13 protein-coding genes are annotated in these 13,738 nt (G+C 60.1%); all 13 read right to left on the reverse strand.

What is annotated here, in order from left to right; genetic code table 11:
- Positions 1-68: 68 nt before the first annotated feature.
- The 13 genes from ACB034_RS05925 to glyA all read right to left on the reverse strand — a co-directional run bounded on the left by ACB034_RS05925 (position 69) and on the right by glyA (position 13,641).
- Positions 69-1,010, reverse strand: a complete 942-nt coding sequence (locus ACB034_RS05925; protein WP_042028115.1) for an ABC transporter permease — start codon at positions 1,008-1,010, stop codon at positions 69-71.
- 4 nt (positions 1,011-1,014) lie between these two features.
- The gene (locus tag ACB034_RS05930; RefSeq protein ID WP_026456637.1) at positions 1,015-1,989 is read right to left on the reverse strand and encodes an ABC transporter permease; all 975 of its coding nucleotides are present in this window, start codon (positions 1,987-1,989) and stop codon (positions 1,015-1,017) included.
- A gap of 97 nt (positions 1,990-2,086) precedes the next feature.
- Positions 2,087-3,643: an ABC transporter substrate-binding protein gene (locus ACB034_RS05935; RefSeq protein WP_026456636.1), complete on the reverse strand. Its 1,557-nt coding sequence runs from the start codon at positions 3,641-3,643 to the stop codon at positions 2,087-2,089.
- Between the two features lie 59 nt (positions 3,644-3,702).
- Positions 3,703-5,427 carry a dipeptide ABC transporter ATP-binding protein gene (locus ACB034_RS05940; RefSeq protein ID WP_371172329.1) on the reverse strand — a complete coding sequence of 575 codons (1,725 nt, stop codon included), beginning with the start codon at positions 5,425-5,427 and terminating at the stop codon, positions 3,703-3,705.
- Between the two features lie 486 nt (positions 5,428-5,913).
- Positions 5,914-6,408: a phosphatidylglycerophosphatase A gene (locus ACB034_RS05945; protein WP_124239044.1), complete on the reverse strand. Its 495-nt coding sequence runs from the start codon at positions 6,406-6,408 to the stop codon at positions 5,914-5,916.
- Complete coding sequence (gene thiL / locus ACB034_RS05950) at positions 6,405-7,364, reverse strand: thiamine-phosphate kinase (protein WP_042028119.1); 960 nt, start codon at positions 7,362-7,364, stop codon at positions 6,405-6,407. Before thiL ends, ACB034_RS05945 begins: the two co-directional genes overlap by 4 nt.
- Before the next feature lie 201 nt (positions 7,365-7,565).
- On the reverse strand, positions 7,566-7,979 hold the full coding sequence (nusB, locus tag ACB034_RS05955) for a transcription antitermination factor NusB (protein ID WP_033114140.1): 414 nt from the start codon (positions 7,977-7,979) through the stop codon (positions 7,566-7,568).
- A 14-nt stretch (positions 7,980-7,993) separates the two neighbouring features.
- Positions 7,994-8,464, reverse strand: coding sequence for a 6,7-dimethyl-8-ribityllumazine synthase (gene ribE, locus ACB034_RS05960; RefSeq protein WP_026456817.1), 471 nt, complete (start codon positions 8,462-8,464; stop codon positions 7,994-7,996).
- A 130-nt stretch (positions 8,465-8,594) separates the two neighbouring features.
- Positions 8,595-9,704, reverse strand: coding sequence for a bifunctional 3,4-dihydroxy-2-butanone-4-phosphate synthase/GTP cyclohydrolase II (ribBA, locus tag ACB034_RS05965; protein WP_371172330.1), 1,110 nt, complete (start codon positions 9,702-9,704; stop codon positions 8,595-8,597).
- Between the two features lie 132 nt (positions 9,705-9,836).
- Positions 9,837-10,490, reverse strand: coding sequence for a riboflavin synthase (locus tag ACB034_RS05970; protein WP_224210277.1), 654 nt, complete (start codon positions 10,488-10,490; stop codon positions 9,837-9,839).
- Positions 10,491-10,616: 126 nt separating this feature from the next.
- Positions 10,617-11,726, reverse strand: coding sequence for a bifunctional diaminohydroxyphosphoribosylaminopyrimidine deaminase/5-amino-6-(5-phosphoribosylamino)uracil reductase RibD (gene ribD, locus ACB034_RS05975; RefSeq protein ID WP_371172331.1), 1,110 nt, complete (start codon positions 11,724-11,726; stop codon positions 10,617-10,619).
- Between the two features lie 57 nt (positions 11,727-11,783).
- On the reverse strand, positions 11,784-12,233 hold the full coding sequence (nrdR, locus tag ACB034_RS05980) for a transcriptional regulator NrdR (protein WP_005298086.1): 450 nt from the start codon (positions 12,231-12,233) through the stop codon (positions 11,784-11,786).
- Positions 12,234-12,387: 154 nt separating this feature from the next.
- On the reverse strand, positions 12,388-13,641 hold the full coding sequence (glyA, locus tag ACB034_RS05985; protein WP_061476031.1) for a serine hydroxymethyltransferase: 1,254 nt from the start codon (positions 13,639-13,641) through the stop codon (positions 12,388-12,390).
- Positions 13,642-13,738: the final 97 nt, after the last annotated feature.

The following is a 13,738-nucleotide window of genomic DNA, read 5'->3' on the forward strand; positions in this document are numbered from 1 at the left end:
CCTTCTTGTCATCCATAGTCTGGAACCTGTTCACAAATCGTCGCAACCGCTCCGTGAACAGGGCACCGTCAACCTTTGTAGATTTTGGGGTTGAACACATCCCGCAGCCAGTCACCCAGCAGGTTGATGACCAGCACCAGCACCACCAGACAGATGCCCGGGAAGGCGGTGATCCACCAGGAGCCGGAGAAGATGTAGTTGAAGCCCACACTGATGAGCGAACCGAGGGACGGCTGATCCACCGGCATGCCGAGCCCGAGGAAGGAGAGCGCCGCCTCACTCATGATGGCGTTGGCCACCTGCACGGTGGAGATCACCAGAATGGGCGACAGGCAGTTCGGCAGTATGTGACGGAACATGATGCGCGGGGCGCGAAAGCCCATCACCTTGGCCGCTTCCACATACTCCTTCTTCTTCTCCGCCAGCACGGAGGCGCGCACGGTCCGGGCGTATTGCGGCCATTCGGCGATGCCGATGATCACCACCAGCATCAGGATGGCGAACTTGGAGTAGAACTCCGAACCAAAGGTCGCCTGGAAGATGGCGGAGATGATGATGGCCACCATCATGGTGGAAAACGACAGCTGGACGTCGGCAAAACGCATCAGCAGGTTGTCGATACGGCCACCGAAGTAACCGGCCAGCAGGCCGATGACGATGCCAAGCACCAGCTGCAGCGCTACCGCGAATAGACCTATGGTCAACGAGATGCGAGCGCCATAGAGGATGGTGCTCCAGATGTCGCGGCCCTGGTTGTCGGTGCCGAGCCAGAAGCGCTCTTCGCCCCCTTCCAGCCAGGAGGGCGGCAGTTCGGCATCCATCAGATCGAAGCTGGTCTGGTCATAGACGTTGTGCGGTGCAATCCAGGGCGCCAGCAGCGCCGCCAGCACGAAGACCACGAAGACCGCAAAGCTGAACATGGCTACCTTGTCCCGCAGGAAGTAGTAGACGATGTCGGAGTTCTTGAAGCGCGCCCAGCGGCTCGGGCTCGCAGTTACTGCATTGCTCATGTGCTTACCCCTTAGCGGTCAAGTTGACGGTCGGGTTGATCAACCCGTAGAGCAGGTCGACCAGGGTGTTGGTCACCACGAAGATCAGGCCGACGAAGATGACGTAGGCGGTGATGAGCGGGGTATCGACCCGGTGAATGGCCTCGAGGAACAAAAAGCCGGTACCCGGCCACTGGAACACGCTCTCGGTCAGTATGGTGTAGGCCACCATGGTACCGATCTGCACGCCGCCCACCGTGATGACCGGCAGCATGGTGTTCTTCAAGGCGTGCTGGTAGTAGACCTTGTTGTTGTCCAGCCCCTTGGCGCGAGCAAACTTGACGTACTCGGAGGAGAGTTGCTCCAGCATCTCGGAACGTACCAACCGGATAAACAGCGGCAGCATGATGGAGGAGAGCGACACCGCCGGCAGGATCAGGTGCTTGATGCCATCCCAGGTGAAGAAGCCGGACTCCCAGCCCAGCAGGTTGTAAGTCTCACCACGGCCATAGGCAGGCAGCCAGCCCAGCTGGATGGAGAAGAGATACATCAGCATGATGGCGGTTAAAAAGACCGGGATCGAGATGCCGATACTGCTTCCCGCCATGATGATCTTGGTGGGAATACTGCGCGGGCGGATCGCGGAGTAGACCCCGAGCGGAATGGAGACCACGACGATGATGATCGCGGCGGCAAATACCAGCTCAAGGGTAGCCACCAACTTGTCGAGGATCACCTCGAGAGCCGGTCGCTTGAAGAAATAGGAGGTGCCCAGATCCCCATGCACCGCATTCTTCAGAAAGCGGCTGTATTTGACCAAAAAGGGATCATTGAGGCCCATCTTGTCGCGCAGCTCCTGGCGCACGGACTCGGAGACGGATTGTCCCACCAGCTCGCGCAGCGGATCCCCCAGGTTGTCCTGGATGGAGAAGGCGACCAGGCTGATGACGAACATCACTATCACGGCCTGATAGAACCGTTTCAGCAGGAATGTAAACATGCTTGTCCTTCTACGTGGCCTGTGTCATGGCACAGGCTTCTGTTAGTGGGTGGCGCAACCTCGGCCGCGCCACCCCGTCCTTCCTTGCGACTTGCGCTTACTTGTTGACCACCAGGTCACCCAGGTAAGGGAAGTTCATTACGTTGACCACCGGCTTGATGTCGACGTTCTTCTTGGCGCCATAAGCCAGATCTTCCCAGTGCAGCGGCACATAGGCGGCATCTTCAATCAGCATGGCTTCCACCTTCTGCAGAATGGCGGCACGCTTGGCCGGATCCGTCTCGGTGTTCGCATCCATCACCATCTTGTCCGCTTCAGCGTTGGCATAGCCACCACAGTTGTACTGGCCCATGCCGGTCTTGGCGTCCTTGGTGAAAGTCAGGAACTCGAAGAAGTTCGCGGTATCTTCGGTGTCGGAGTGCCAGCCAATCAGCTGCATGTCGGCGGCGCACTTGTCAAACTCCGGCCAGTACTGGGCCACCGGCATGGTCTTCAGATCCACCTTGATGTTGATCTTGGCCAGCATGGCGGAGACAGCCTGGGCGATCTTGACGTCGTTGACGTAACGGGCAGCCGGGGAGATGAAGCTCATCTTGAAGCCCTTCTCGTAACCGGCTTCCTTCATCAGCTCCTTGGCCTTGGCCAGATCATACTGGGGCACCAGCGCCTCGTTATAGCCTGCATAGCCTTTCGGGCTCAGCTGGCCGGCCGGGGTACCGAAGCCCTTGTTGATCTTGTCGACGATACCCACCTGGTTGATGGCGTAGTTGATCGCCTGACGCACGCGCTTGTCTTTCAGCGCCGGGTTGGTGTTCTGGTTCAGCTCGATGATGATGGCACGGGTACCGGACAGGGTGACCAGCTGGGAATCCTTGCCATTCTTGACGCGCTCCAGATCGTTCGGGGCAACCGGGTAGATCATGTCCACGTCACCACCCAGCAGGGCGGCCACACGGGTGGCGTCTTCCTTGATGGGTACCACGGTCAGGTTCTCGACGTTGCCCTTGGAAGCCTTGTCCCAGTAGTTGGCATTGCGCACGTATTCCAGCTTCACGCCCTGCTCGCGGAACTTGACGCTGAACGGACCGGTACCGGAGACATTGGTAGAGGCAAAGGAGTCACCGTTCTTGACGATCTCGGCCTTGTCCTTGCCCGCTTCGGTCTTGCCGGTATAGAACTTGGAGTCCATCGGGAAGATGTAGGTGACAGTCTGCAGCACCAACGGGAACGGCTTGGCGGTGATCAGATCGACGGTGAAATCATCCACCTTCTTGGCTTCGGCGATGGGGTCGAAGATCGCCTTGAAGTCAGGGGAAGCCTTCAGACGGTTGACGGTCCACACCACGTCATCGGCGGTGAAGTCATTGCCGGAGTGGAACTTGACGCCCTTGCGCAGATGGAAGCGGACGGTCTTGTCGTCGATACGCTCATATTTTTCGGCCAGGCGCGGCTCGAACTGCAGGTCCTGGGTGTAACGCATCAGGGGATCGAACACCAGGTGGGACATTTCCAGAGTCTGGCCGGAGAGCTGCTCCTGGGGATCCAGCGAGGTGGCATCGGAGGCGACGCCTACCTTGATATCGGCGGCAGAGACACTGAACGCGAAACCGGCGGCAAACAGCGCCATGGCAATTTTGGACAATCCTTTCTTCATTGTTTTCTCCATGCTTTTGGCTTTTTTATTGACAGACAAACCGGCGAACCGGTGCTTTCCTAGCTTGCGATTTCCAGCCCCTCGCGGGACATTCCCTTGAACTCCGGCATCAGCGAGATCAGCTTGCGGCTGTACTCATGCTCGGCATTGGTAAACAGTTTCTCGGTCTCGGCCACCTCCACCAGGTTGCCGTGCTGCATCACCCCGATGCGATCGCACATCTGGCGGATGACCGGCAGATCGTGGCTGATGAACAGCATGGTGAGACCGAGCTCCTTCTGCAGATCCTTGAGCAGGTTGAGGATCTGGGCCTGCACCGACACATCCAGCGCCGAGGTGGGCTCGTCGCAGATGAGGAAGCGCGGACGGGTTGCCAAGGCACGGGCGATGGAGATGCGCTGGCGCTGACCGCCGGAAAACTCGTGGGGATACTTGACCCCGGCACCGCGGCCGAGCCCCACGTGATCCAGCAGATCGCCGACAATCCCCTCGATCTGGCTCTCGCTGTCCGCCAGTTTGTGGAAGCGGATCGGCTCGGCGATGATGTCGCGCACCTTCATGCGCGGATTCATCGACGAATAGGGGTTCTGAAACACCATCTGCATCTGGCGACGCAATGGGCGACGCTCGCTCTCGCTCTTGAGCGCAGTCAGATCGATCCCCTCGAACACGATCTTGCCGGTGTCAGGCGGATAGAGACCGGTGATGGCACGGGCGATGGTGGATTTGCCGGAACCCGACTCTCCCACCAGACCGAAGGTCTCCCCTTCGAAGATCTCGAAGCTGATGTTGTTGCAGGCCCGCACATACTGACGGCGGCTCGGGAAGATGGAGTCCTTGGTGACGAACTTGAGATCCACGTTCTCCACCCGCAGCAGGGCTCCTTCGTATGAGCGCTCATCCTGGCTCTGGCCGAGCCAGTGGGTCTTGAGATCGATGCTGGTATCCGGAGCGCCGGCATCCTCGATATAGGAGACCAGCGGGAAGCGCACCAGCTTGACGTCGGAGCGGGGTACCGCCGAGATAAGACTGCGGGTGTAGGGATGGTTGGGAGCCCCCAGCACCTGCTCGGTGGTGCCGAATTCCACCAGATCGCCGCGATACATCACAGCCACCTTGTCAGTGACGTTGGAGACCACCCCCATGTCGTGGGTCACCAACATGCAGCCCACCTGACGCTCCTTGCACAGGGTGCGGATGAGCTGGAGGATCTGATCCTGGATGGAGACGTCCAGCGCCGTGGTCGGCTCGTCGGCGATGATGAGCTCGGGGTCGCACGACAGGGCGATGGCGATGACCACCCGCTGGCGCATGCCGCCGGAGAACTGGTGCGGATACTGCTTGATGCGCAGATCCGAATTCGGGATCCCCACCGCCCCCATCAGCTCGAGTGCCTTGTCAAAGGCCTGCTGGCGGGTCAGATCGGTATTGGCGAGGATGGTTTCAACCAGCTGATGTTCGACGGTGAACAACGGGTTGAGGGAAGTCATGGGATCCTGGAAGATGAACCCGATGCGCGAGCCGCGAATGGCCCGCATCTCGTTCTGGCTCTTGCCGGAGATAAGCTCACCGTTGAGATAGATATCGCCGCGGGCGATGCGACCGGGAGGACTCAACAGATTGATGACGGCATTGCCGATGGTGGACTTGCCGGCACCTGACTCACCCACGACGCCGACGATTTCCCCTTTTTCGATGGAGAAAGAGAGATCTTTGACTGCGGCCAGCACCCCATAGCGGGAGGGATACTCGATCCGCAAGTTCTTTACTTCGAGCAAGGACATGTTTACCTCTGCGGGGGACATCCGTCCCAAATAATTCGTCCGTAAATCAGCCGCAGATGCCGGTTGTTACCTTGGGCAATAGTTGCTCAATCCATGAGGCAGTGAAACCAGCGATCCGGGCGGGTTTTTTGCATTTTTTTGGAATAACCCGCGAGTAACTTAGACGGTTTGCCAACGGGTGTAAATGATTGAGTTATACAATTTCGCAATACTTTGCTCAGATAACCAACAACACAGTAGATGAAAGTTATGATTTTCATCACAAATACAGCCTATAAACCCATCAATTACACTGTATCAATACTTTAATTTCAACAATGGCGCAACAGATGGCAATAAGCACTATTGCATTATTAGTAGCGAGCTTCGATTGAGTAGTGAATATTTATGTGAAATGGATTTTTACTGGCAGCATATGCCGACGAATGAAAATTAAGCAGATATAAATCGGGGAGGAGCAGAGCCGTCCTCCCCTGAAGGGGTTGCTCAGCCGAGCCAGAAGGCCAGCAATTGCATACAAAACAGGGCGAACAATCCGGCGATGAGATCGTCGAGCATGATGCCAAGCCCGCCGTGGATGCGACGGTCAAACCAGGAAATGGGCCAGGGTTTGAGCACGTCGAACAGGCGAAACAGCACGAAGCCGGCCACAACCCATTCCCAACCAGCCGGCGCCGCTATCATGGTGACACCAAAGCCTATTACCTCGTCCCAAACGATGGCGCCATGATCCGGCATGCCGATGGCATCGGTGGCGCTCTGGCAGATGCGAATTCCCGCCACAAAGCCCACCAGCAACAGGGCGATAAACCAGGGGGTAGCCAGACCACTCACCAGCAGGTAGAGCGGGATGGCGGCCAGGGTTCCCATGGTGCCCGGCGCCTTGGGGGAGAGACCGGAGCCAAAGCCCACCGCCAAAAAATGGAGCGGGTTCTTCAGGTTCAGCCGTTTCAGCTCGGGCTTTATTCTGAACAAACTCATGCGAAGTGATCCCATCCTTTCAGCGCCAGCTCGACCGGCTGCTCGCCGCGCAGATAGTCGATCCCGGGATCACCGGCCACGATGCGACCAATGCGGGTAAACTTGACGCCACTGTGAGCCAGCGCCGTATCCAGGGCACCGCGGTGTTCTTCCGGCACGGTGAAGCAGAGCTCGTAGTCGTCGCCACCGGCCAGGGCCAGTTGCCACGCCTCCTGCTCGCTCACCGCATCCTGCAGCACCGGCGAGAGGGGCAGCAGATCCAGATCGATCTGGGCCCGCACGCCGGATGCCTTGAGGATGTGGCCAAGATCCGAGGCCAGCCCGTCGGAGAGATCCAGCGCACTGCCCGCCAGCCCGCGCAGGGCCTGACCGGCCAGGATGCGGGGATGGGGGTGATCGAGCCTCGGCAGCACGGCCGCCAGCTGGTTCTCGTTGAGAGTACGCTTGCCGAGCAGGTGGGAGAGCGCCAGGGCGGCGTCCCCCAGGGTGCCGGTGACATAAATGCCATCGCCGGCCCGGGCGCCGCTGCGCATCAGGGCACGTCCGGCCGGTACTGAGCCTTTCACCGAGATGGTGATGGAGAGGGGGCCACGGGTCATGTCGCCCCCGACCAGGGCCACGTTGTAGTACTCGGCAAGCTCGAGGAAACCTTCGGCAAAGCCGGCCACCCAGGACTCGTTGATGGCGGGCAGGGTCAGGGCCAGGGAGACCCAGCGCGGCTCGGCCCCCATGGCGGCGAGATCGGACAGGTTGACCGCCAGCGCCTTGTAGCCGAGATCCACCGGATCCATGTCGGGAAAGAAGTGCACGCCGCTCACCAGGGTATCCGTGCTCACCGCCAGTTGGGTATCGGGAGGCAGGGTCAGCAGGGCGCAGTCGTCTCCGGGGCCCATCACCACGTCCTTGCGGGCGTGGGGAACCTTGAAGTACTTATCAATCAGCTCAAATTCACCCATACAGTAAAAAGCCAGCAGTTAAGCTGGCTCCTCTATTAGATGCTGTTGCTGCTCTTGCTGCGAAATCGTGATCAAGGCTCATCTGCTGCTCGGGCTCCTCATGTATTTCTATACATTCCGGCCCCTGCGCTGCTCTTCACCTTGCTGACGACTTCTCGCGACAGAGCATCTATCAGCATTGAATGCTGATGAACGTCAGGATCAGCGCTTGTCCAGCGACTTGATCACCTTGTCCAGTACACCGTTGACAAACTTGTGGCTGTCATCGGCAGCAAAGGCTTTGGCCAGCTCGATCGCTTCGTTGATCACCACGCGCGGCGGTACATCATCACGACGGGTCAGCTCATAGGTCGCCAGACGCAGGATCGCCTTGTCCACCATGTCCACTTCTTCCAGCGGACGGGAGAGGAAAGGTGCAAACACCTTGTCCAGCTCGTTGCAGTGGAGCGATACCCCGAACAGCAGATCGCGGAAATAGTTCAGGTCCACACCCTTGGTGTCCTGATCGATCTTGAACTGTTCTTCGATGTCACCCACATTGGCCTTGGTCATCTGCCACTGGTAGATGGCCTGGGTGGCGCAATGGCGGGCTTTACGGCGCTCGGACGGTTTCAATGCATTTCTCCTCGTTACACGTCCAGTTCTTTCAGGACGTTGATCATTTCGAGCGCTGCCAGTGCAGCCTCTGCACCCTTGTTACCCGCCTTGGTACCTGCACGCTCGATGGCTTGTTCAATGTTTTCAGTGGTCAGTACGCCGAAGGCAACCGGAATTTCATATTCCATCATTACCTGGGCCATGCCCTTGCTGTTTTCGTTGGCGACCAGATCGAAGTGGTAGGTGCCGCCACGGATGACGGTGCCGACCGCCACGATGGCGTCGTATTGACCACTCTTGGCCAGTTTCTTGATGACCAGTGGCATTTCAACCGCACCCGGCACTTTCACCAGGGTCAGGTTGCTGTCCTGTACCTGGCCTTGACGCTTCAGTACGTCCACTGCGCCACTCACCAGGCTGTCGTTGATGAAGCTGTTGAAGCGGGCAACGACAATCGCAACGCGCGCTGCTGGAGCGGCAATATTTCCTTCGATAACCTTCATTGGAAATCCTGTATCTGTGCAATCAAAAGGGCCGGAGTCAAAAGTGCGCACATTCTAGCACAACAGACCCACGACAAAAACCATGGCCGCAACAGGCGGCCATGATAGTGATTTAAGCGAAACGAGGCGCTTATTCGCCGACGTATTCCACCACTTCCAGGCCAAAACCGCCGAGGGCGTGGTACTTCTTCGGCGAGCTCAGCAGGCGCATCTTGCCCACCCCCAGCGCCTTGAGGATCTGGGAGCCGACGCCGACCCGGCGCGAGGTGCCTTGCCACTTGGCCCCTTCCGGTGCCAGCCCCTTGTCGGCGGCCTCGAACCCCTTGACCCGGGCCAGCAGCTCGGCGCCATGGGCTTCCGCCCCCAGGATCACCAGTACCCCGCCCTCGTCAGCGATACGGGCCATGGATTTGGGCAGCGGCCAGCTGCGCGCCGCGTGGCGGTCGGTCATCAGCAGATCGCTCAGCACGTCGTGCAGATGGACCCGCACCAGGGTCGGCTGATCCGCCTGCACCTCGCCTTTTTTCAGGGCAAAATGAACCTGGTTGTCGATGGTGTCGCGGAAGGTGATGAGATCAAACTCGCCATATTCGGTGGGCAGCTTGCATTCGGCCACCTTCTCGACCGTGGTCTCGTGCTGGTTGCGGTACTCGATAAGATCCGCAATGGTGCCAAGCTTGATGCCGTGCTGCTCGGCGAAGATCTCGAGGTCCGGGCGGCGCGCCATGGTGCCATCCTCGTTGAGGATCTCGACGATGACGGAGGCCGCCTCGTAACCGGCCAGACGAGCCAGGTCACAACCCGCCTCGGTGTGGCCGGCGCGGGTCAGCACGCCGCCATCCTGCGCCATCAGCGGGAAGATGTGGCCTGGCTGCACCAGATCGGAGGCCTTGGCGTCCGGCGCCACGGCAGCCTGTACGGTCACGGCGCGATCGGCGGCGGAGATGCCGGTAGTGACCCCTTCAGCCGCTTCGATGGTCACGGTGAAGGCGGTGGAGAACTGGGCGTTGTTGCGATCGACCATCAGCGGCAGCGCCAGCTGCTTGCAGCGATCCCGGGTCAGGGTCAGGCAGATGAGGCCACGGCCGTAGCGGGCCATGAAGTTGATGTCTTCCGGGCGGACACAGGAGGCGGCCATGATGAGGTCCCCTTCGTTCTCCCTGTCTTCGTCGTCCATCAGGATCACTATCTTGCCAGCCTTGATATCGGCAATGATTTCCTGGGTTGTGCTCAGCGCCATGGGCTACTCCATCAATGTGCGTGGGGATTGAGCCTGCGGGCTCAACTCGACCTGGGTTTATGTGGCTCTAGATTGGGGCTCCCTGGCCCATTTCAATCGGAGCGGGATCACAGAACGGCGTTTTGCTTCGCCTCAGAGAAAACCGGCCTTGGCCAGCTTCTCCAGCGTCAGGTTAGAGGCCGTGCTCTCCTGGCTCTTGCCCATCATCAGCCGCTCCAGATAGCGGGCAATCTGATCCACCTCGAGGTTAACCCGCCGGCCCGGTTTCCACTGGGCTATGGTGGTCTCCTGAGCGGTGTGGGGCACGATAGTCAGGCGAAACAGATCCCCCTGCACCGCGTTGACCGTGAGGCTGATGCCATCCACCGCGATGGATCCCTTCTCGGCGATGTAGCGAGAGAGCGCCCCTGGCGCCTTGATCCAGTACTCGATGGCGCGGCCGCTGCTGGCGACACTCTTGACCTCGCCCACCCCGTCCACGTGGCCGGAGACCAGATGACCGCCGAGGCGGGAAGTGGGCATCAAGGCCTTCTCGAGGTTGACTCTATCGCCCACCTTCGCCTCGGCAAAGCCGGTGCGCGACAGGGTCTCCAGCGACACGTCGGCGGTATAGCTCTTGTCACCCAGCGCCACCACGGTGAGGCAAACGCCGTTGGTGGCGATGGAGTCACCCAGTTTCACATCGCCAAAATCCAGGGTCGGCGCGTGTACGGTGAGGGCCATGTCTTCGCCCTGGCGGCGCAGGCTGGCCAGGGTTCCCACCGCTTCGATAATTCCGGTAAACATGCAGATCACCTTGCTGATGACGGGGCCGGCCGGCCCCGCTGAAAATGAAAAGTTCAGGTTATCTTTAGCCATGGTCCGAATGGCTTGCGCTCCCTCACACGACCAACCGTGGAAGCAGCCGGCTCGTCAGGCAATCCTGGCCGTGATGCGAATATCCTGCCCCACCAGCCGTACATCCTTGATATTGAGCTTAGGCGCCTGGAACAGACGGGTGAGCCCGGGCAGATGGAACAGGCCGCGCCCCTCATCACCCATCAGTTTCGGTGCCTGATAGAGCACCAGCTCATCCACCAGCCCCTTGTCCAGCAGGGCGCCGCACAGCCGCGGCCCCGCTTCCACCAGTACCGAATTGACGTTCTGCTTGGCCAACTGCATGAAGAGGCTGACAAGGTCCAGCCTTCCCTCGTGCAGCGGCAGCTCCAGTTGTTGCACCCACGCAGGCCACTCTCCGCCGGCCTGGTGGCGGGCCAGCAGCACAGGACTCTCGCTCTGGAACAGGGGCAGGTCGGGGGTCAGGCGATTTTGCGAATCGACGATGACCCGCAGCGGCTGGCGCAGGGTCTCCTTGGGATAGGCGGCCTTGACCGAGGAGGGCAGCTCATCCCAGCGCACGGTCAGGGAGGCGCCATCAGCCAACACGGTTTCGGCGCTGGAGAGCACCGCATCGTGGCGGGCCCGCAGCCGCTGCACGTCGCGGCGTGCATCGGGGGAGGTGATCCACTGGCTTTCGCCGCTCGCCATGGCGGTGCGGCCATCGAGACTGGCGCCAAGCTTGACCGTCACCAGCGGAAACGCGGTGCGCATCCGCTTGAAAAAGCCCGGGTTGAGCGCCTCGGCCTCGCCAGCCAGCAGGCCGAAATCAGCCTTGATCCCCGCCTCGGAGAGCATCCGCAGGCCGCGACCGGCCACCTGGGGGTTGGGATCTACCATGGCGGCCACCACCCGGCTCACGCCGGCCTTGATCAGCGCCTCGGCGCAGGGCGGGGTACGACCATGGTGGGAACAGGGTTCCAGAGTCACGTAGGCGGTGGCGCCGCGTGCCTTTTCACCCGCGGCATGCAGGGCATAGACCTCGGCATGGGGTTCACCGGCACGCTGGTGCCAGCCCTCCCCCACCACTTCGCCGGCCTTCACCAGCACGGCGCCGACACAGGGGTTGGGCGCCGTGGTGTAGCGGCCACGACGGGCCAGTTCGAGGGCCCGGCTCATCCATCGGTAATCGTCTTGACTAAACATCTGGGCTCCCGTTACAGGCGAGAAAAGAGGGTCATTCATACAAAGCCTGACGCAGGCTTACTTCTCCAGCTTGGCAATCTCTTCGCCAAACTCGCGAATATCTTCAAAGCTGCGATAGACGGAGGCGAAACGGATATAGGCCACCTTGTCGAGCCCCTTGAGTTCGTCCATCACCAGATTGCCTACCAGCTCGGAGGCGACTTCACGCTCGCCGGTGGCGCGCAGGCGGGACTTGATATGGTTGACCGCCTTTTCGATGGCCTCCATGCTCACCGGGCGCTTCTCCAGCGCCCGCAGAATGCCGGCACGCAGCTTGTCCTCGTTGAACGGCTCGCGCGAGCCGTTGCTCTTGATGACCCGTGGCATCACCAGCTCGGCCATCTCGAAGGTGGTGAAACGCTCGTGGCAGAGCAGACACTCACGACGGCGGCGTACCTGATGGCCTTCTGCCACCAGGCGAGAATCGATCACCTTGGTATCAACGGCACTACAGAAAGGGCAATGCATCGGACCTCCGGCGTTAACAAAAACGGGCTCCTGCCCCGCGGGGCCAGGCACTAGGCCGCTCAGTGTAACACGGCCATCCAAAACCGGTAAAAGCCCAGAAAAAACAATGCCACCCGAGGGTGGCATTGCTCTTCAACCTAAAAGGTCAGGCTGATTATGCATAAACCGGGAAACGGCGGCAGATGTCCAGCACCTTCTCGCGGGTGTTGGCCAGCACTTCGTCGTTGTCGTGGTTGTCCAGCACGTCGCAGATCCAGTGGGTCAGCTGGATGGACTCGGCTTCCTTGAAACCGCGGCGGGTGATGGCCGGGGTACCAATACGCACACCGGAGGTGACGAACGGGGAACGCGGATCGTTCGGCACCGAGTTCTTGTTGACGGTGATGTTGGCTTTGCCTAGCGCTGCGTCAGCGTCCTTACCGGTCAGCTCGCGGCCGATCAGGTCAACCAGCATCAGATGGTTGTCGGTACCGCCGGAGACGATCTTGTAACCGCGCTCGATGAAGGTGGCGGCCATCGCCTTGGCGTTTTTGACAACCTGGGCCTGGTAGGTCTTGAACTCGGGCTCCAGCGCCTCTTTGAAGGCTACGGCCTTACCAGCGATGACGTGCATCAGCGGGCCACCCTGGCCACCCGGGAAGACGGCGGAGTTGAGCTTCTTGTACAGATCTTCGTCGTCAGCGGCGGAGAGGATCAGACCACCGCGCGGACCGGCCAGGGTCTTGTGGGTGGTGGAGGTGACCACGTGAGCATGGGGAACCGGGTTCGGGTAGACGCCAGCGGCGATGAGGCCAGCCACGTGAGCCATGTCGACGAACAGGTAGGCACCGATCTTGTCGGCGATCTCGCGCATGCGGGCCCAGTCGACGATGCCGGAGTAGGCGGAGAAGCCACCGATCATCATCTTCGGCTTGTGCTCAACGGCCAGACGCTCCATCTCGTCGTAATCGATCTTGCCGGACTCGTCGATGCCGTAGGGAATGATGTTGTACAGCTTGCCGGAGAAGTTGACCGGGGAGCCGTGGGTCAGGTGACCGCCGTGGGCCAGGTTCATGCCCAGCACTGTATCGCCCGGCTGCAGCAGGGCCATGTAGACGGCGCTGTTGGCCTGGGAGCCGGAGTGCGGCTGCACGTTGGCGTAGGTGGCACCGAACAGCTCTTTGGCGCGCTCGATGGCCAGGGTTTCGACCACATCCACATACTCGCAACCACCGTAGTAGCGCTTGGCCGGGTAGCCTTCGGCGTACTTGTTGGTCAGCTGGGAGCCCTGGGCTTCCATGACGCGGGGGCTGGTGTAGTTCTCAGACGCAATCAGCTCGATATGCTCTTCCTGACGACGGGTCTCGTCTGTGATGGCCTGCCACAATTGCGGATCATAATTGGCGATGGTCATGTCACGTTTCAACATCCGTTTCTCTCCTGAAAATCGTTTGCGCGTTAGGTGAAGTGGGGCAGCGCATTGTAACGTGAGCTGGATCAAAGAGACAGTCCAACCACCCAAAAAA

The organism is Aeromonas sp. S18(2024), assembly GCF_041402525.1.
GTDB classification, from domain to species: Bacteria; Pseudomonadota; Gammaproteobacteria; order Enterobacterales; family Aeromonadaceae; genus Aeromonas; species Aeromonas enteropelogenes.